The organism is Pseudomonas sp. ANT_H12B (genome assembly GCF_008369325.1).
Taxonomy (GTDB): Bacteria; Pseudomonadota; Gammaproteobacteria; order Pseudomonadales; family Pseudomonadaceae; genus Aquipseudomonas.
This window is the reverse complement of sequence record NZ_VOBI01000008.1, coordinates 1-18,205: the sequence shown is the minus strand read 5'-3', so window position 1 is coordinate 18,205 and position 18,205 is coordinate 1. Positions and strand designations below refer to the sequence as shown.

The window sequence follows — 18,205 nt, the reverse complement described above, 5'->3', positions numbered from 1 at the left end:
TAAGGACAATAAAATGAACTCACAAGAAACCGCAAAAGCCCCGATCATCACCAGCATGCAGGTTGTTCCGGTGGCCGGCCACGATGGCATGTTGCTGAATCTGAGCGGCGCTCACGGGCCGTTTTTCACCCGCAACATCGTGATCCTCAAGGACAACGCCGGCCACACCGGAGTCGGCGAAGTCCCGGGTGGCGAGCGTATTCGCCAGACCCTCGAAGACGCGCGCAGCCTGGTGGTCGGCAGCCCGATTGGCACCTACCAGAAGATCCTCAATCAAGTGCGCCAGACTTTCGCCGACCGTGATGCCGGCGGTCGTGGTTTGCAGACGTTCGACCTGCGCATCACCATTCACGCGGTCACCGGCCTCGAAGCTGCGCTGCTCGATCTGCTCGGTCAGCATCTGGACGTGCCGGTCGCCGCCCTGCTCGGTGAAGGCCAGCAGCGCGATGAAGTGAAGATGCTCGGTTATCTGTTTTATGTCGGTGATCGTAACGAAACCGATCTGGCTTACCGCAGCGAACCGGACGCCGACAACGACTGGTTCCGCGTGCGTCACGAAAAAGCCATGAGCGCCGACGCCGTGGTGCGCCTGGCCGAAGCCGCCCACGCCCGTTACGGCTTCAAGGACTTCAAACTCAAGGGCGGCGTGCTCAGTGGCGATGAAGAAATCGAAGCCGTCACCGCCCTCGCCGAACGCTTCCCCGATGCGCGCATCACCCTCGATCCTAATGGTGCCTGGTCGCTGAAAGAAGCGATTCGCCTGTGCCGGGATCAGCATCACGTACTCGCTTACGCCGAAGACCCGTGCGGCGCGGAAAACGGTTATTCAGGACGTGAAGTCATGGCGGAATTTCGTCGTGCCACGGGCCTTAAAACCGCGACCAACATGATCGCCACCGACTGGCGGGAAATGGGCCACGCGATCCAGTTGCAATCAGTCGATATTCCGCTGGCCGACCCGCACTTCTGGACGATGCAGGGCTCGGTCCGCGTGGCGCAGATGTGCCATGAATGGGGCCTGACCTGGGGTTCGCATTCCAACAACCACTTCGATATTTCCCTGGCGATGTTCACTCACGTCGCGGCGGCCGCACCCGGTGAAATCACCGCCATCGACACGCACTGGATCTGGCAGGACGGTCAGCGCCTGACCAAAGCGCCGCTGCAAATCGTCGGTGGTTGCGTGCAGGTGCCGAAGAAACCGGGGCTGGGGGTCGAACTGGACATGGATCAGTTCGCCAAGGCCCATGAGCTGTACAAGGGCATGGGACTGGGCGCGCGGGATGACAGCGTGGCGATGCAGTTTTTGATCCCGGGGTGGAAGTTCGATAACAAGCGGCCGTGTCTGGTGCGCTAGCAATCTGAAAAATGCCGCAGTACCTGTGGGAGCGAGCTTGCTCGCGATAGCGGTTTGACAGACAGAGGAGATGTCGAATGTCATGGCCTCATCGCGAGCAAGCTCGCCCCACAGGAATGGCATTCGCTAACTCATCTGTGCCGTTTGCAGTAACCAGTCCCTGAACGTCGCCATCGCCGACGTTTCGGGGCGCGACTGCAAGCGGGTCAGCCAGTAGCTGCCGGTGGTGATGCCGATAGCGAACGGCTGCTCGATTGCCCCCGCCGCCAATTGCCGGGCGAACATCAATGGCGGAGCCAATGCCACGCCCGCCCCTTGCAACGCCGCCTCCATCATCGCCAGCGACGAGTCGAAGACGATGCTGCGCGGTGGCGCTGCGCGGGTCGAGAGTCCGGCTGCCTGAAACCAGTCCGGCCACTCGTCTGTGCGATAAGAACGCAGTAACGTCTGCGTTAACAGATCCGCGGGTGACTTCAGTTGCCGGGCAATGTCGGGAACACATAGCACCGACAGCGGTGCCTCGATCAGCTTCAACGCCTCAATGCCATGCCACGCCCCCGCGCCAAACCGAATGGCGTAATCCAGTCCTTCAGCCGCCACATCCACCCGATTGTTGTTGGTCGAAAGGCGCAAATCTATGAATGGATGTTTCGCCTGGAAGTCGGTCAACCGCGGCAACAGCCAACCGACCGCAAACGTCCCCACCGCCCCCACCGTCAGCACCTCCCGAAAATGCCCGCCCTCGAAACGCTCCAGGGTTTGGGCGATGCGGTCGAAGGATTCGCGCAGCACCGGCAATAGGGTTTCTCCCTCGCTGGTCAGCATCAGCCCACGGGGCAAACGTTTGAACAGCGTTACGTTAAGCTGAGCCTCAAGACTTTTGACTTGATGACTCACCGCCGCCTGCGTGACGCACAACTCCACCGCCGCCCGGGTGAAACTCAAATGACGGGCAGAGGCCTCGAAGGCGCGCAGTGCATTGAGCGGTAACTGAGGCCGGATCATGCCAACTCCCAAATTTTTCTAATGGCTCGTCCGAAATATGCTCGGTTGTCGAACCTCGGCAGACTGCATAGATTTGGCACGCCCATCAGCGGCCCGAATTGAAAAAACCGCTCGGAGTGTAGCGGTTAACACCATTGAAACTCATGGAAAGTGACTCAATCATGCCTAACAAACTCTTGTCCTACAGCGCTCTCATGCTTTTCCTCAGCGCCGGTCATTGCGTTGCTGACGACCGCATCGAAACCATCGTGAAGGCTGCCATCGAACCGGTGATGCAGCAACAATCGATCCCCGGTGTGGCGATCGCAATCACCGTCAACGGCCAACCGCATTACTTTAACTACGGCGTGGCTTCGAAGGAAAACGGCAAAGCCGTCACCGAAGACACCCTGTTCGAGATCGGCTCGGTGAGCAAAACCTTCACCGCCACCCTCGCCGCCTACGCTCAGGCGACCGGCAAACTGTCCCTGTCCGACAAGGCCAGCAGCGTTCTGCCGGAACTGCGCGGCAGTGCGTTCGACAATATCAGCGTGCTGCAACTCGGCACCTACACTGCCGGCGGCCTGCCGCTGCAATTTCCCAGCGATGCCGATGCGCCGGACAAGATGCTCGGCTATTTCAAACAGTGGCGACCGACCTACGTCGCCGGCACCCATCGGCAGTACTCGAATCCCAGCATTGGGCTATTCGGTTATCTGGCAGCCCACAGCATGGGTGCACCCTTTGATGACGTGATGGAAAAGACCCTGCTGCCCAAACTAGGACTGAAGCACACGTACCTCAAGGTTGCGCAGGCTCAAATGGCGCTTTACGCCCAGGGGTATGACAAGGAGGACAAACCCGTGCGGGTTGGGCCGGGGGCGCTGGATTCCGAGGCATATGGGGTAAAAACCAGTGCGGCGGACATGCTTCGGTATGTTGAAGCGAACATGAAACCGAACGGGCTGGAAAAGCCTTTGCAGCAAGCTATCGCGACGACGCATACCGGTTACTACACGGTCGGTGACATGACTCAGGGTTTGGGTTGGGAGATGTATCGCTACCCGATCACGCTGGAAAAATTGCTGGCTGGCAACTCGACGCAGATGGCGATGGAGGCTCACAAAGTCCAGTGGCTAAACCCGCCGCAACCGCAACCGGACAATGTGCTGGTCAACAAAACCGGCTCGACGGGTGGTTTCGGTGCTTATGTGGCCTACGTGCCTTCGAAAGACATTGGCATCGTGATCCTGGCCAACAAAAATTACCCGAACCCGGAGCGGGTCAAGATTGCTCATACGATATTGAACGCGTTGGCCCAATAGTTCAGACAGCTCGATCCCTTGTAGCAGCTTCCGAGCCTGCGAGGCTGCTACCGGGATTCAATCATTCGGCATTTCAGGAGGTTTGGCGGGTTTGCCGGGTTTTGTGCCTTTGGCGCCCTTGGTCGGTGCGGTTTCTGCGACCGGTGGTGGCGTTGGTACCGTTGCTTCTTTCTCTGAAGCCGGCAGTTGGTCGACGGCGTCGAAAATCGTCTTCAGCTCGACCGCACCCGATTCTTCAAGCTTTTTTTCCCCGTCCTTACCCACCAGAATGACCTTGGACTTGGCTCCGGCGCCCAACTTGAGCGAGCGGATCAATGCCGCAGTGTCTTGTGGCCCCAGGTCTTTGCCTTCGCGCTGGCCCATCAAGTTGAGCACGGTGTACAGCACCATGTTTCGTTCGGTGAAACCCTTGCGGTTGGCCGGCTCATCCAGCGACTTTTTAAGATTGACCCACGTCGGGTCCACCGTGCTTGGAGCGATGACAATCAACGGCCGGGCCCTGCCCTTGTCCATATCCAGAGGTGAGTCGCCATCGGCGGCGAACAAGGGGCCGGCGATAGCCAGCAGGGTAGCCAGGGTCAATGACCTGATGAGCATGCGCATCTCCTTTTGATATCCACGCTCTAATGATTGCGCATCGCGGCGATCGTTCCGGGTGACGCACCGCAATTGTGTTCCGCCTTGCCCCAAGCTTAGGTCAGGGCGGTCATTGCGCAACAGGCTGAGCTAATCTCATAACTCATGACGCCCCACCTGAACCGCCGTGAGGACCACTCCATGAGCGCTCAGCTAAACCACACCATTGTCTGGTGCCGCGACAAGCAGATGATGCCGAGCGCGAAAAACTCGGGCGCTGGTGCGAGGTAAATGGAGTTTAGGTTTGTTGCGTGTGGTGCAAGGGAATTTCGGAAACTGAGGTGTTGGGGTTAGGCAGCGGATGTGGTGGTCTCTGCTGCCTTTGTTTTTAGTGTGCCTTAATTAGCTTTTCGGCGATCCATTGCGCGATTTGCGTAACGACGGCGTTTCCGGCAGCGAAAGCCTCTGCAAGGTTGGACGCATCCAGTCCGAGGCAAAGCCCATCATTTTCAGACGCTCGCTGCCGCTCAGCCATCTGATGCCATCCGTTCGGTTGAGCGATGAAAGTGGTACAGCCCATAGCGATTTGTGAGCCTGCTTTGTTTGCCAATAGAGTATTGGCAGCCCATGCATCCGCGGGGCGTGGCCACGCGATCTTGCCAGACGCTGGAGGTATTGCTTCCACTGGCGCGGCGTCAGCCAGCAGCTCCATGGGGGGCATTCGTCTGTAACCTGCGACCAGGAATACGCGACGACGTTGCTGGGGGACTCCGAAATATTGAGCATTAAGCACTCGCCAGAATCCCACATACCCGCATTGCGCAAGGGCCCGGATGACTGTTTCAAAGTCTTGGCTATCGTTGATAGCGAGCAGGTTAACGACATTCTCAAGCACCACCCAGCGAGGTTGTGTCTCTTTGAGGATTCGTATGACTTCCCAGAACAGGCCGCTGCGTTGACCACGCAGGCCTCGGGTTTCTTTGTTGCTGGGTCTGGCGCCGGCAAGGCTGATGTCTTGGCAGGGAAAGCCGCCGGTGATGACGTCGACGGGACGGAGGTTGTGTGCGCCGCAGTGGCGGACATCTTCGAACTGGACGGCGTGTGGAAATCGATCGGTAAGGACAGCCCGGTTAGTGGGGTTGAGTTCCACTTGCCAGGCGGTGCGGTAGCCTGCGTTTTCGAATCCGACATCAAAACCTCCTATGCCTGCGAACAGACTTCCAATGGTGGGCTGGGGCATTTCTGCACTTCTATGGGCAGATGCTCAGGGCATTCGGACAGGAGGCTCGGGGCCTTCAAGTAATTGAGTGTTCGGCAGCGCGGACACTTGATTTGTAGTTCGGTGAAACCGCTGACAGCGGCGAGTTTTCGGTGGCACTCGCCACAGCGTATTTCCTGCATGATCAGACCCCTTGTAATGTGCCTCCTTTAAGAAGCCTTTCGATTGCTTACCATTGGATGGTCACTTGTCCATCTGCGCCATCAGGTGCCGGGCCACCGTTTCGCCCACCTCCACCGTGTCCCGGACTCCGCGGACGGTGGTCGCCGACTCCTGCGGATCCAGATACTCCACCGCCGCCAGCGCCACCAATAAAAGCATCGTTGGAGGCAGTGCCAACTGGAAGGTAGCCTCCACCGATGGTGCTGGTTTCATCACCATCAACGCCATATCCCCCTTCCGGTCCCTTTCCGTCTATGCGACCTCCATAGCCACCTGTGGCCCACGGTGTTGCACCAAATGCCGAGATGCCGCCGTCGGTACCATTCGTGCCATTAACCTTGCCTCCTATGCCACCTGCACCGACCTTTACAGCGACTGACGTTACTCCAGTCAGGTCGACAAGCTTTTTGGAAATACCCCCACCTGATCCTCCAGAAGGACCGGGTAGAACAGCAATTCGGGCTCCGCCACCGCCGGCCCCGATAATAGTCACCCAAGCTTTAGTGACACCTGGTGGTACTTCCCAAGTGAACTCTCCAGCCGACGAATAGACTTTAATACCTCGAAACGGGAATGTTGCCGCGAGCGCTTTCGGCGTCACGATCGTGTGGTCGTTTGTACCCGCCTTAACCAATAGTTGAGTTGCAATTCTTGCGATCCCTGGCGCACTCGTTGTTGCCTGGACGACCTTGGCGCCGATGGCTTGGAACACTCTGAGCGCACTCATCGGTTTGTTGGTATTAGCTCCTTTTTCTGCTTCACGTTGACTGGCAAAGGGAATGCCACTGCCATCTAAAAGCGCATCTATTTTTTTCTTAAGCCAGCTTGTTCGATTCGCGAGGTGTTTGGCTTGTTGATTGGAGACGCCGTCGGGGCCACCTAACACGGGGTCAGAAGTTTCGAGTTGGTAGACGCCAGGCGCCCAGTCGGGGGATTCGGGTAGATCGGCCATTAGCTGCTCCCATGGTTGTATTGGCCGTCGTAGCGCGCGACTGCGTTGTAGCGAATGGCAACTGACTGATAGTCGAGTGATACCAGGCGGCAGCGTGCCGGGGCGACGGAAAGTAGAAGGCGGCGCAGTAGCACCGCCTGATCGTTGGTGATGACACGTTTTAGAACGATCCGGTACAGCGGCCAGGTGGAAGGCTCGGTGCTCGGTTGAGCGTGTAGCCCTTCCATGAGGGTGACCTCGCCAAAGCCGAGTAATCGAATGACCTCGCGGATGGCCCACGGCGTGCCCTTGAAACGATGCAGTTCGGCGGCGTTTTTGATTAAGTTGCGCTTGGCTTCTTCGGACTCGGCCAGCTCCCAGGCCGCTTCGTCGAGGAGCGAGAATTGATCGGCCAACGCCAATAGTAGCGAGGGTTTCACCAGGTCAATCAGGTAAACCAGCATCACGTTGAGATCGAGGTCGGCTAATGCCTGGTCGAGTAGCTCACAGAGCAGTGAAAAACGTTCATCACCGGCCAGTGCGGGTGGCAGTGACTGATCAGCCATAAGCCACCCCGGCATCGATCAGTTGAATGGATGAGCAGTTCGCCCATTCATTGCTTTGCAACTCGCGCAGGCCTGACGGCACATTCAGATTGGCGCGGTACACACCAGTGACTTGAAGCAAAGCGGTCAGTTGTTCCGGTACCAGATCGCGCCCGAGCCCGGCCCGAGACTCGACTGCATAGGCGTGTGCGGCGGCTTGCGCGGCTGCCATGGCGGCGCTGCGGTCTGCGTTGGCGTAGAACGTGATGTTTGCCTTGATCTGATAGCCGACTTCAGTTGGGGAAAATGCATTGACCGTGTCGCACAGCGGACGGAGTTTTTCGCCGCTGACCTGATCTTTTATGCGTTGCAGTAGATCGTCCGTTGGCAAGCCGGTGGTCGTCAGCGGGTACAGCGCGACGTGGCCGTCGGGCTGACCTTCATCTGGGCCATGTACGGCGACGTCGATGATGGACTGGTGCACCGCCAGCGTGTGGTAGCGATAGGCGGCGCGGCTGCCGGCGTTGCTGAAGGCTTCGGGGGCCAGGATGATGCGCTCGCGGTAGCGGTCATCGTCTTCATCCTCGGCACCTTGGGTGGTGAGTGTGATGTTGCTGGCGGTCAGGCCAGCTGCTGGCGAGTTGCCGAGGGCGCTGATCTGGCCGACGGTCCAGCCGTTGCCTTGTTGGCCGGCGGTCGTGCAGGTGGCAGTGACGGTCATGTGGGTTTGACCGACGGCCATCACCACGTCCTGATCGGTGATGAAGGTGAGCTTGGCATCCTGGGTGCTGACCCGAGTGCCGATCGGGATAAGCAGTGGCTGGGTTACCGCCGCGGGCATGGTGAAACGCACGGTACAGCGGGCGGCTTGGGCCAGCAGCCTGGGGGTGGCGACCAGTTCGCCGAGGTAATCGAGAATCGGGCCGCGGGCGAAACGCACCAGCAGTTGTTCGCCGGCGTTCTGGATGCTCATCTGCAATCGGGATACCGCGTAGGCAATTTGGTCGATGTACAGTCGTTCGATCTGGGCCGGGTACAGGGTTTTGCCCGACTTCTGTTCGTAGCGGGCGATCAGTTGGGCCTCTAGCGCGACGGGGTCTATTTTGATGAATTCGGGTTTAGGCAGTTCGCGCATAGGGCACCTCGGTCAACTGGGACACTTCGCCGGCTACACGCCAATGCACCTGCACGATGATCTGCGCTGCGTTGATCTGGACTTTCACCTGGGCCACTGAGACGCGGGGTTCCCAGTGGCGAATGGCGTCGACTGCCTCGCGCACCAGATGCGGCGTGACGCGGTTGGTGGGCCAGTCGAGGTACAGGTGCAGGTCGCTGCCAAACTCCGGGCGATGGGGATCGCTGCCCTTGGGCGTGCTCAGGATGATGCGAATGGATTGGTCAATATCGCGCAGGCCCTCGACCACCTCTCCGGAGGTACCGAGAGCGGGCTGCCAGTGGGCGGCGGTGATGCTGGTGTGAGGTATGGGCGTTGTCATGGGCCCATGATGATGCTGCTCACGACCAGAAGCTTTTAATCAGGTTTAAAGATGCGAGTGGACCCACCGCATGGCAGACTCAATGTATGGACGAGATGGATTAGGACAATGAAGGCTAGCGAAAGAATAAAAGCTCAAAAGGTGGTCGATAAAATCCAAGCCGGTAATTTTGATGAGAATGACATCGACAATCTCTTCATGCGCCTGCGTGCCTATTCTGCGGGGCACTTGGTCTTTCGCGAAGCAGCAGATTTTGTGGCTCACAATGACGCGAGAGACCGAGGCTTGTTGAACGAGTCTCTGGAGAACATTTACCTAAGTTTCAAATACTTTTTGGAATACGCGATGCCAGATGCGCAGGCGTTGAATGTTTCCAACCCGATTCCTATTTACATCAAAAAACTCATGAAATATCAGGTGGACAAATGTAAACCTGAGTACCTTAGAGAGAAATTCAACGTAACCCCTGAAAAACTCAGATCGCGTATCGATACTTTCTTCAAAGACGATAAGAAAAGCCAAACCACTCAGCTGCAACTCTTTAAGCTTGGTAAAGATGGCTTTGCTCCCTTCCAATATCTAGTCAGCTTTATCGTAAGCTATCCCGCTTTCACCGGGGATCAGTTGTTAGATGACTTGCTTGCCGTTTTGAGGTTGAACGCGTTGAGCTTCGACGAGCAGGCGATAGTTGCGCAAAAACCAATTATCCTCCTCTGCGTAATGCTACTTATGCATGAGGCGCGATTTGTGCTCGCTCACGGTGCGACTGCTGAGTGTCGGGTGGCGGTAGAAGAAGCTGTAATAAACAAAGATACGCCGCACGAACAGGCTGGGCCGGAAGCTGGACTGATTCAGGTCAAAGGAACCGTTACCTTGCTTCGTCCGAACGGGAGCCCTCTGCAAGTTTCGTATCCAATATTTCAGTCCGGCTTGTCCGCCGTAGATTATTGCGACGCCTCACTTTTCGATGTCGGCTTCAACCCAGAAACGCCAGAATTGAATACTTTACGCCTTGATCTTGCTGGAGACTTATTCCTTTCAGTTGATGGGAAGCTAGGTAGAGCATGAGACATTGCCATTTCAGCGATGCGCGGAACAGAAATTCAATGATCGTGATGGTTCGAATTACCGCCGACGTCCATGACAGTACCTTTTATGTCAACGTTGCCATCCACGCTCAGGTCTCCACTCAACTGCAGGTTTCCATTCAAAATGACCTGCGCGATGTCCAACGTCGCGGAAGGTGCTTTCACCACCACCGCATCACCCGACTCAACCGTGATGTTGCGCCCGCACTTCACTAGCAAAGCCCCCACGCAGTCCAGCATCATCACCCCGGCCGCACGGTCGTAGGTTGAGACCGTCCCATCACTGAACCGCACATAGTCCGTGTCCTCATCCACAACCGGTGGTGGTTCGGCGGTTGAGTAGATGCCGCCCAGGTACACAACACCCACACCATCAGCATCGAGCAGCACCGCGACTTGTTCGCCCAGTTCGGGCATGAGTGGGCGGCGCTGTGTGCCTTGGGTATTGCGTTGAGGGACGTTGAGCCAGTAGCTCTCGACGCCGTCGCGGTCGTCGAGGCGGACTCGGAGGCGGCAGGTTTTGTGGTCGAGGGCTGTGACTTCGCCGTATTCGAGTTGGGTGGGCATGGATGCTCATTTTAGTCTGGTGAATGGGTGGTGAATTTGCTGGCCATTCGCGGGCAAGCCCGCTCCCACATGGGGTGTGGTGTGTTGGGTTAATGGGCGGATACGCGTCTGACTGATTGGCTTACGGTGTAGCCGCTGCGGGTCATGCGGTGTTGTGAGGTTGTGATGAGGTAGCGGCCACCGAGTTTTCCTGCTGCGACTAGGGTGACGACGTTGCCGCTGACCAGGTTGGGCCGGCCCATGGCTGACCAGCTGCCGGTGGTGCGTTCGCGGTTGGCTCGGGCCAGTTGGGCTTGGGCTTTTGCTTTGGATTCTTCGGTCGAGGCGCTGCGTTTTCGGTTTTTTTGGGTGTCGCCGCTGGTGGTGGTTTTGCTCATGCTGCTGGGGACCGCGACGGTTTGGTTGTTTTCGATCTTGTAGGCCACCAGTGTTTTTGTGGCGGGGTCTTTGTGTTTGACCTCGACGGCCTGGGGCACGTTTTTGATTTGGTCGCGCAGGTTCACATTGCTTAGGTCCTGGAGTACCAGCGTTGCCACTGGCGCCGCTTTGGCTAATGTGCTGATGGCATGGAAAACCATGCGATGGCCGGTGATTTTGAAGGCGTAGTCGTACTCGGCTGCCAGGTTGCGCAGGAAGGTCAGGTCGGCATCTTGCTGGGTCAGGCGGTCGAGTGGGATGGGTTGTATGGTGCCGATCAGTTCCAGGCCCTGGCGTGCGGCGATCTGTTGGGCGATGGCCTGTAGCGTGGTGTTTTCATAGGCGTGGTGTGAGGGTGTGCGCAGCGCCGCTTTGATGCCGGTGGCGAGGCCATGGATGGTGATGGTCGAGGGTGGGCCGTTGAGTTCGACTTCGTCGATTTCGAAACGGCCAAGGGCGCGCAGTGGCTGGCCTTCCCAGCCCATGGATAAGGTGAGGCTGTCGCCATGGCCTGGGTACCACTGATCACGCCATTTGCCTTCGGTGTCTTCCAGTTCGACGGCCAGGCTGTCGGCTTGGCCGGTGAGGTAGTCGTCGTAGGACACAGAGAGCAAATGCTGGCTGACGTTACGGGTGATGTTGTGCTGTTGATAGGTCAGTACGAAGCGCGCTTGCGGTACCTGAGCGGGGATTATCGCATCCATGGTGGCAGGTCCTGGGCGGAGGTCACGGGTTCGAGGATGGGGATGGCCAGGGTCAGGCCCGACGGCAAGATGGCGGTGATCGGCACATGAGGGTTGGCTTGAACGATCGGTAAATAGCGATGAGCATCGCCGTAGTAACGCCAAGCCAATTGATCCCACCGTTCACCTTCGGTGGTGACATGGGTGATAAACATCAGGCCTTCCTCGTCAAGACTTGGCCTGCCAAGCCCGCCAGCCGGGTACGGGCGCTGTGCAGTGTGGTGAGCGCCTGGTCGAGCGACTCGTGAGATGCCGTGAAGCGGTCGATGATGTTGCCCAGGTCGACCGGATCAAGGGCTGTTCGAGCGCCCATCACACTGCCCAATACGCGTTCACCCACTTGCGACAGGTCGGCGCCGTCTTCGAGTAACCCGGCGGCTGCCTTCAGCCCTTGCAGCGGTGCTATGGCCCGGGCCGTGACACCTAACAATTGCGGAACTTGGCCGAGGACCATCGAGGCGTTGCCGCTCTTGATTGTCTGGTACACATTCCGGCCCGCCTTGAGGATGTTGCCGGCTGTTTTTGCGTGACCGATCACCGCTTGGACGGTACTGGGCGTGGGCATCAGCCGCGAGATCAGACCGGGCTTACCGGCGGCGGCTGCCGATGTCCCGTTCACGGCTGAATCAAGCAGGCCCGGCCGGGCGACTTTGCGCGTAAACGGCCCGGTGTATTCCTTAAGGCTCAGATGGACCGTGGCCGCCTTGATCTGGCCCACGGCCGTTGCGCGACGTATTGCATTGGACATCTGGGTGATGACGTAGGCACCCAGGTACTCACCACTGCCCATCACAAACGCCAGCGGTTGATGCTGACTTTTGGCCTGGCGCAGCGCACGCAAGCGCTCTTCTGGATTGCCCAGCACGGGGTGCAGTTCGATGGTCAGGGTGCATTCATCGAGCCCTTCACCGATCCATTCCAGCAAGGGCTTGCCCTGGATACGTGCGTGCTCTGCCCAGTCGGCCGAGCCGCTTTGTTCCATGCCACTGATGCCGCCGGCCACGGTGAATTCGATATCGCCCAGGATGGCAAACATCAGACGCCCCCCTGATGGGATGGGCCATAGCTGCGGCGACGCTGGTCGTGGATGTAGCGCTCCATCATGCGCATCCATTCGGTGTAGCTGGCCTGCAACCCTTGATTGATTGGGCCCATGTCCGCGCCAGCAGGTACGTTGATTTGAGGTGAGAAATGGAAATTCACTGGGCCCGCCGCACTAGGGCCTGCACTTGGGGATATACGCGAAGCGCTGCCCATCATGCTTGCCTTGGAAACCTGCGCCGGGTTTGGCGGGGCAACGTCGACGTTTGATTGCGCGGCCATATCGAGTACGGCCCTGTGTACCAGACCTGCCTGAGCACGGATGCCAAGGGCGGCGCCTTCGCTGATGTTGGCGCCGTAGCCGATGAACACACGGCTGGGTGACTGTATGCCGAGTGTTTCGGTAAACCAGCCTTTAACGGATGACCCGATGCCCACGACGCTGTCTTTGAGGGCCCCGGCCATGTTGCTGATGCCATTTACCAGACCCGTGATCAGCATGCCGCCAAACTCGGTGAACTTGCCCGGTAGCTCTATGCCGAAGTAGCTCATCACGCCGGCAAAGGCTCGGTAGACCAGGCCCAGCGGCGAGAAGTTAGCCAACAACCCGACGATGCCGGACAGACCACCGCTGAAGCCGACTTTTACCTCGTCCCATAGGCCGGCGAAGAAGGTCTTGATCGGTGTCCAGTGGCGGTAAATCAGGTAGGCGCCCATCGCGATACCGGTGATTAACAGGCCGATGGGGTTCATCATCAAGGCCCTGCCGAGCCAGAGGATGGCCTGCCCGGCGAGCTTCAACCCGAACAGCAAGGTACCGCCCAGAATCTTGCCCAGGAACAGGCCACCGCGGGCGATCATCATCAACGGCGCGCCCAAGGCGGTGGTCAGGCCGCGCAAGAACAACCCGCCGTACCTGGCCACCGAGCGCAAACCACCACTGACACGGCTTAAGCCGGTAATCAGTGGCGTGAACTTGCCCATCTGGCACATCCCCTGCAGCAGCGTCCATTTGGCGGAGAGCGTGGTGATGGTGCGGGTCATGGCGACAAAGGGTGACATCACCAGGTTGGCCCCATAAGCAACGCCGATGAAGGCCATTTTGCCCAGTAACAGACCGCCCACCAGGCCCACTACACCCCTGATGAGTTCAGGGTTTTGCTGTGCCCATGCCGAGAACGACCGCATGAGCGGGACCACTGCACGGCTGACATCGACAATCGCGGGGAGCAGCGCGTTGCCTACCGAGATACCGATGTCTGTCAGGTTGTTGCGCAGCTCTTTGAGTTGCTCCTTGGAACTACCCATGCGTTTAGCCCAGTCCTGATCCAGCACGCCTTTATCCGCGGCGCCTTGGCTGCCTTGCTTGATGTTGCTCAGGTCTTTTTGGTTGGCCAATGCGGGGCGGACAAATGACAAGACTTGTTGGTCGGCAAACAACGCGCCGAGTTTGTAGGCTTCATCCAACCGAGCCAGTGCGATGTGTCGTTCTTGCTCGTCCTTTATGTCCAGCGCCTTGCCGTACTCGGCGGCTGCGGCCGGTGCTTTTGTGCCCAGGTGTGCGGTGAGGATTTTGATCATCGACTGCGCAGGCGAAAACCCTTCGCTGACCAGATTTTTCATGCTGCCTTTGAGATCGATGCCAGCCTTTTCAAATGCCTTGAGCGTCTCGGGCGCGGTGATCTTTGAGAGGAAGTTTTTGTAGTTGTTGGCGGCCTCGTCATTGCTACCGGCACCACGGCGGGCGATCTGTAACGAAGCGCCAATTTCCGCCACGGCGCGCTCCCCGGTAATGCCCAAGGCGGCAAACTGGGGTGTTAACTGCGGCAGCCATTTGGCCATGTCGGCGAGTTCGAACTGGCCACTTTTGCCCGCGAACGCGAGCATGTTCATGGACCGCTCGAGGCCTGCGGCACCAATGCCCAGGTTGTCGTTGAGCGCGATGGCCACTGAGCCCAGGTCATTCATGCTGGCGCGGGTGGCGGTGGCTGTTTTGGCCATGACGGGTGCGTAGGCGGCCAGCTCTTTTGCGCTGGCAATACCGCCCGCGATCAGTATGGCGGTGCCATTGGCAACGTCGGTTTGCGTCTGGTTCCACCGTAGCGCTGCCTTGCGCATCACATGGCTGAGGTGGGCTTCTTGCGCCACGTCGAAGCCGCCGGTGATGGCGATGTCGCGGGTCTGGTCCTGGAAGTCGACGGCTGTTTTCATCGATTGAAAAATCGGCGCGCCCAACGCCGCCCCAGTGCCGGCCACCTCCATGGCCTGGCCACGCAGTTCACCACGTCTGGTTTTCAAGGTTTCACCGCGGGCGATGCTGGCGGTGAGGCGATCCTGTTTAACCTTGAGCTGATCAAGGGTGCTGCCCACCGCCGCGTATTGCCGGCGCAGGCGCTCGACCCCCGTGCCGCCACGGGCCAACGACGCCGACAGTTCGTTGCCCATCTGCTGCTGCTTGGTCGTGAGGCCATGGAGGGCGCGACCCAATTGCTGCACGGTCGATTTAGCCGACCCGAATGCCGCGTTCAAGCTGCCCGAGACAACTGCTCCAATTTTTAACCCGACGAGGACTTCGTTAGCCATAGTTGCTACGCTTTGGGCATGTTTGAAAAAGCCGCTTTACGCACCGCCAAGATTCTCTATGCACTGGCCATCGGCGCCGGTGTGATCTGGCTTGCCTGGCTGTGCCTGGTTCACTTGCCGGTGTGGGCGGCGGTGCTGGTGTTTTGCTTGACGCTGCCACTGCTGGCCCTGGCAGCCGCCCCTATTGCTGCGGGCGGCGCGTTGCTGGCGGGGCTTGTGGTTGGCTTGGTGACGGTGGTCAGCTACTCGATTGTTCGTCGAGTTCGATCCGGCGGTTAATCTCGCGCTGACACACCGCTACCCAGCGCCAGTAATCCACCATGTCTAGCCGTTCGATTTCAGACGGTTGCAGGTGCAGGACCAGCAGCAGTGCTTCGTCCCAGGACTGCAGCAATGGCTCTACCGGCTGCCATTTCCCGCAACACCTCGGTGGCTAACGACGAGTCGGCAATGTCGAACTCACCGAGGTCTTCCAAGGTGATGCCCAGCATCTTGGCCACGAGCATGTCTTCCATGGCGCCTTCATCTTTGGTCGCCGCCTGCACGGCGCTGATGTCTTTGCGTTTGAGGCGCGTGATGGGCAGTGTCGAGATGAGCTCGCCGCTGGCGCTTTTGAAGGGGAATTTGAGGGTGAAGCTGAGTGCGTCGGCCATTGTGGTGGCTCCAGGTTGAGAGCCCTGATGATGGCGCTGGGCGCAGACGCTGGCTTTTAATCGGGTTTAAGGAGAGGATTTCGCGGCTCGATCGAGGATCGTTATCGAGCGGTAATCACTCCAAAGAAAGGACAAGGTGTTGTTGATGGAAGACGAAGTCACAATCGAGCATGAAGGTACGCAGTACGCCGCCCCATACCTGGTGTCGGGCGATACGTTGACGGTGTTTTTACCGAATGGGGAGCAGCGGTCAACAGAGCTGCGTGGCCTGAGCGCTGAGAGCGCCGCGCGCCATCATCTGCGGTTCTATGTCGGTGGCATTACCAAAAAACAATAAGGAAGCTTGTCGCGGTCGCGACCTTTGAATGCTGCTAAACAGCGAGGGCGCTAGCGCCCTCGCTATCCGCCTGGCTACTACCCAGGCTTGTGGTTGTCCAGTACGCGATTGACTGCTAGCTCACCTAACATGATAACCCGTTGCAGCACCAGCATCGTTTGGCGTCGTGGGCCGTCCGTTAAGCCGGTGAGATCGTTGACCATGGCGCTGGCGGATGCCAACGATTCGCAGGCCTCGACGAGCAACGTTTCGTCATCCACCGCTGCGTCGATGGTGAAGATGGTGCTGGGTCTGTGGGGCGGTATCTGCGTTTTCGATGCCCCGGGGTTGAGGTAGAAGCTGAGTGCGCGGTCGGCCGCCTCTTTCATTTTTTTGGGGTCAAGATCAATAAAGGCGTCGTAGGGTACTGGACCGGTAATTGGGGGGTTGGGCGTAACTTTGAACATAGATGAAAACTCCTTGTTGCAGATTTTAAGGAGCCACCACCCTTGCTACCAAACGAGGGTGGCGGCCATACGCGGGTTGGTAGACCGGCTGCAACAGGAAACCCGGCGCTCACAAAGGAGCCCCACGCATGGCCACCATAAAAGCAGAGTCCCAAAAAAGAGACGGCATAAGGTGTTGCCATACGGCTGTTACAAGGCGGGCTACCAAACCCGGTCACTGTTTTTCAGTGACCGGGAAACGATATAGCCTGCCCCACAGCCGCACAAGCCAGCGGATTCTGGCGCACGCGTAGGTAACGACGCAAGGCGTTGTAGCCGATAGGACGTAACAGCGGGTGTCTTTAAACGCGCGCCCAGATACATGTTTATGCGCATCAAAAGTCGAGAATTCCTTCGTTCGTTTTTTATGAGGTTGCCGCAAACACGGCGCTTAGTAGGACGTTGTGGTGCGCTTGCAACAGCCCTCAACGATGTCATGGCGAAGTGACTGTGATAGTCGACGAATTGAGCTCACAGTAGCGTAGCGTTTTTCGAATCGAGAATTTGGAGTGGGAGGTCGGACTTCCACCCGGAAGATGGGCTGCCGCGCTGGGCGTCATTCATTGGGTTTGAATGACGCGGCCCCCTATCGCAATGAAAGGGAGGCAGCTGTGCGAGGTCACCGACAAAGAGGCTGAATCGATGTAAACGGTAGAACCCTCACACAGCCACCATAACGTTGGCGGGCTGCTAAAAAAATGGCGCCTGTACGCCGGTGAGTGGACCGGGGAACTTCGCAAAGCCGGTAGCCCCTAGGGGCCCGGCGTACAGCGCCATCAAACATCAGGCCTGGAGCGGCCTGTCTCTTCAAAAGAGGCACCTACGTGCTACGGGCTGCTCCGCCCGGTCACTTCGAGTGGCGACGGGGGATAATGTACCGGCGGCAATCTGGCGTGTCGGCAGGCCGATTCGGGTGTGTTTGTAGGTAATGGCGTTAGGGGTTGTAGCCTTCACGAAGTCACACTAAATGTCGTTTAACATGCGTGATTGTTCCCATTACTGCGCAACGCTACTTTTGTCTCTAAGGCACGAGGTTGGTGGATGTTCACAGCGTGTGTATGTCGATAGATAGTCCACATTGGCTACTGGAGCTTGTGGGTGTACTTCCTGGAAATCCAACCGTCCACGCCGTCCTCCCCGACGACTGAAACATGCAGCCAATCGCGGTTGCTGTCGTCCAGGACGTGCAATGTCGCCCTATCAGGAAGCTTCACCTGCACCAACGGTGATTTGATACTCGGCGCGGTACGAAGATGGACGCCTTCGCCTTTCACTGATCGAAACTCGCCTAAGAACTCTAAGGGGAGCTGCGCATCACACATGGCTTTTCTGACGGATTTTCCTACTTGGTTCATCGTCATGGTCGGCAGCAACTTGGGCTGCAGGAAGCAAAGTTCTTCTCGAACTCCATTCTGCATAGCTAGATAGTTACAGATCCCCAACAACAGACTAACGATGAGCCATAGGTGCAGAGACTGCGCGCCAGATAGCGTGGCTATCGCATTGCCGTGTTGCCGCTGACCGAAAACTGACCCAGTAGAGGCTGTTCTGCCGACTGAAAACTGACCCAGGTGTTCAACTGCTTCTGCTCACTTTTCGAGCAGGAGAACACAGGGTGATCAGCATGGAAATGTTG

At 58.1% G+C, this 18,205-nt stretch carries 20 protein-coding genes; 5 read left to right on the top strand and 15 right to left on the bottom strand.

What is annotated here, in order from left to right; translation table 11 throughout:
• Window positions 1-13: 13 nt before the first annotated feature.
• Window positions 14-1,357, top strand: coding sequence for a glucarate dehydratase (gene gudD, locus FQ185_RS13945; RefSeq protein ID WP_149417912.1), 1,344 nt, complete (start codon window positions 14-16; stop codon window positions 1,355-1,357).
• A gap of 126 nt (window positions 1,358-1,483) precedes the next feature.
• Here gudD and FQ185_RS13940 read toward each other — a convergent pair whose 3' ends face one another.
• Window positions 1,484-2,362, bottom strand: a complete 879-nt coding sequence (locus tag FQ185_RS13940; protein ID WP_149417911.1) for a LysR family transcriptional regulator — start codon at window positions 2,360-2,362, stop codon at window positions 1,484-1,486.
• Window positions 2,363-2,523: 161 nt separating this feature from the next.
• On the opposite strand from FQ185_RS13940, the gene ampC reads away from it, so the two are divergent.
• Window positions 2,524-3,666 (top strand): class C beta-lactamase, encoded by a 1,143-nt coding sequence (gene ampC, locus FQ185_RS13935; RefSeq protein ID WP_306108877.1) that lies wholly within the window; start codon window positions 2,524-2,526, stop codon window positions 3,664-3,666.
• Between the two features lie 57 nt (window positions 3,667-3,723).
• On the opposite strand, the gene FQ185_RS13930 is transcribed toward ampC, so the two are convergent.
• The 7 genes from FQ185_RS13930 to FQ185_RS13900 all read right to left on the bottom strand — a co-directional run bounded on the left by FQ185_RS13930 (window position 3,724) and on the right by FQ185_RS13900 (window position 8,655).
• A complete protein-coding gene (locus FQ185_RS13930; RefSeq protein ID WP_149417909.1) occupies window positions 3,724-4,263 on the bottom strand; it encodes a DUF4174 domain-containing protein in 540 nt (179 codons plus the stop codon).
• Between the two features lie 367 nt (window positions 4,264-4,630).
• Complete coding sequence (locus FQ185_RS13925) at window positions 4,631-5,482, bottom strand: DNA cytosine methyltransferase (protein ID WP_149417908.1); 852 nt, start codon at window positions 5,480-5,482, stop codon at window positions 4,631-4,633.
• Entirely contained in the window at window positions 5,443-5,643 is a 201-nt protein-coding gene (locus FQ185_RS13920; protein WP_149417907.1) for a Com family DNA-binding transcriptional regulator, read from the bottom strand. Before FQ185_RS13920 ends, FQ185_RS13925 begins: the two co-directional genes overlap by 40 nt.
• A 47-nt stretch (window positions 5,644-5,690) precedes the next feature.
• Window positions 5,691-6,635, bottom strand: coding sequence for a hypothetical protein (locus tag FQ185_RS13915; protein ID WP_149417906.1), 945 nt, complete (start codon window positions 6,633-6,635; stop codon window positions 5,691-5,693).
• The gene (locus tag FQ185_RS13910) at window positions 6,635-7,180 is read right to left on the bottom strand and encodes a phage tail protein I (protein WP_149417905.1); all 546 of its coding nucleotides are present in this window, start codon (window positions 7,178-7,180) and stop codon (window positions 6,635-6,637) included. Before FQ185_RS13910 ends, FQ185_RS13915 begins: the two co-directional genes overlap by 1 nt.
• The gene (locus FQ185_RS13905) at window positions 7,173-8,294 is read right to left on the bottom strand and encodes a baseplate J/gp47 family protein (protein WP_149417904.1); all 1,122 of its coding nucleotides are present in this window, start codon (window positions 8,292-8,294) and stop codon (window positions 7,173-7,175) included. The genes FQ185_RS13910 and FQ185_RS13905 overlap by 8 nt, the downstream gene beginning before the upstream one ends.
• The gene (locus tag FQ185_RS13900) at window positions 8,278-8,655 is read right to left on the bottom strand and encodes a GPW/gp25 family protein (RefSeq protein ID WP_149417903.1); all 378 of its coding nucleotides are present in this window, start codon (window positions 8,653-8,655) and stop codon (window positions 8,278-8,280) included. The genes FQ185_RS13905 and FQ185_RS13900 overlap by 17 nt, the downstream gene beginning before the upstream one ends.
• Window positions 8,656-8,763: 108 nt before the next feature.
• Here FQ185_RS13900 and FQ185_RS13895 point away from each other — a divergent pair, with 108 nt between their 5' ends.
• Complete coding sequence (locus FQ185_RS13895; RefSeq protein WP_149417902.1) at window positions 8,764-9,723, top strand: hypothetical protein; 960 nt, start codon at window positions 8,764-8,766, stop codon at window positions 9,721-9,723.
• A 35-nt stretch (window positions 9,724-9,758) separates the two neighbouring features.
• Here the strand turns inward: FQ185_RS13895 and FQ185_RS13890 are convergent, their stop codons facing one another.
• The 5 genes from FQ185_RS13890 to FQ185_RS13870 all read right to left on the bottom strand — a co-directional run bounded on the left by FQ185_RS13890 (window position 9,759) and on the right by FQ185_RS13870 (window position 15,094).
• Window positions 9,759-10,310, bottom strand: a complete 552-nt coding sequence (locus tag FQ185_RS13890; RefSeq protein ID WP_149417901.1) for a phage baseplate assembly protein V — start codon at window positions 10,308-10,310, stop codon at window positions 9,759-9,761.
• An 89-nt stretch (window positions 10,311-10,399) separates the two neighbouring features.
• Complete coding sequence (locus FQ185_RS13885; RefSeq protein WP_149417900.1) at window positions 10,400-11,431, bottom strand: phage late control D family protein; 1,032 nt, start codon at window positions 11,429-11,431, stop codon at window positions 10,400-10,402.
• On the bottom strand, window positions 11,419-11,625 hold the full coding sequence (locus tag FQ185_RS13880) for a tail protein X (RefSeq protein WP_149417899.1): 207 nt from the start codon (window positions 11,623-11,625) through the stop codon (window positions 11,419-11,421). The genes FQ185_RS13885 and FQ185_RS13880 overlap by 13 nt, the downstream gene beginning before the upstream one ends.
• The gene (locus FQ185_RS13875; protein WP_149417898.1) at window positions 11,625-12,506 is read right to left on the bottom strand and encodes a phage tail protein; all 882 of its coding nucleotides are present in this window, start codon (window positions 12,504-12,506) and stop codon (window positions 11,625-11,627) included. Before FQ185_RS13875 ends, FQ185_RS13880 begins: the two co-directional genes overlap by 1 nt.
• Window positions 12,506-15,094 carry a phage tail tape measure protein gene (locus FQ185_RS13870; RefSeq protein WP_149417897.1) on the bottom strand — a complete coding sequence of 863 codons (2,589 nt, stop codon included), beginning with the start codon at window positions 15,092-15,094 and terminating at the stop codon, window positions 12,506-12,508. Before FQ185_RS13870 ends, FQ185_RS13875 begins: the two co-directional genes overlap by 1 nt.
• 18 nt (window positions 15,095-15,112) lie before the next feature.
• Here FQ185_RS13870 and FQ185_RS13865 point away from each other — a divergent pair, with 18 nt between their 5' ends.
• Complete coding sequence (locus tag FQ185_RS13865) at window positions 15,113-15,373, top strand: hypothetical protein (RefSeq protein WP_149417896.1); 261 nt, start codon at window positions 15,113-15,115, stop codon at window positions 15,371-15,373.
• Between the two features lie 59 nt (window positions 15,374-15,432).
• On the opposite strand, the gene FQ185_RS13860 is transcribed toward FQ185_RS13865, so the two are convergent.
• Entirely contained in the window at window positions 15,433-15,747 is a 315-nt protein-coding gene (locus tag FQ185_RS13860) for a phage tail assembly protein (RefSeq protein ID WP_149417895.1), read from the bottom strand.
• A 145-nt stretch (window positions 15,748-15,892) separates the two neighbouring features.
• On the opposite strand from FQ185_RS13860, the gene FQ185_RS13855 reads away from it, so the two are divergent.
• Window positions 15,893-16,084: a hypothetical protein gene (locus FQ185_RS13855; RefSeq protein WP_149417894.1), complete on the top strand. Its 192-nt coding sequence runs from the start codon at window positions 15,893-15,895 to the stop codon at window positions 16,082-16,084.
• Window positions 16,085-16,161: 77 nt separating this feature from the next.
• On the opposite strand, the gene FQ185_RS13850 is transcribed toward FQ185_RS13855, so the two are convergent.
• Window positions 16,162-16,530, bottom strand: coding sequence for a DUF6124 family protein (locus FQ185_RS13850; protein ID WP_149417893.1), 369 nt, complete (start codon window positions 16,528-16,530; stop codon window positions 16,162-16,164).
• Window positions 16,531-18,205: the final 1,675 nt, after the last annotated feature.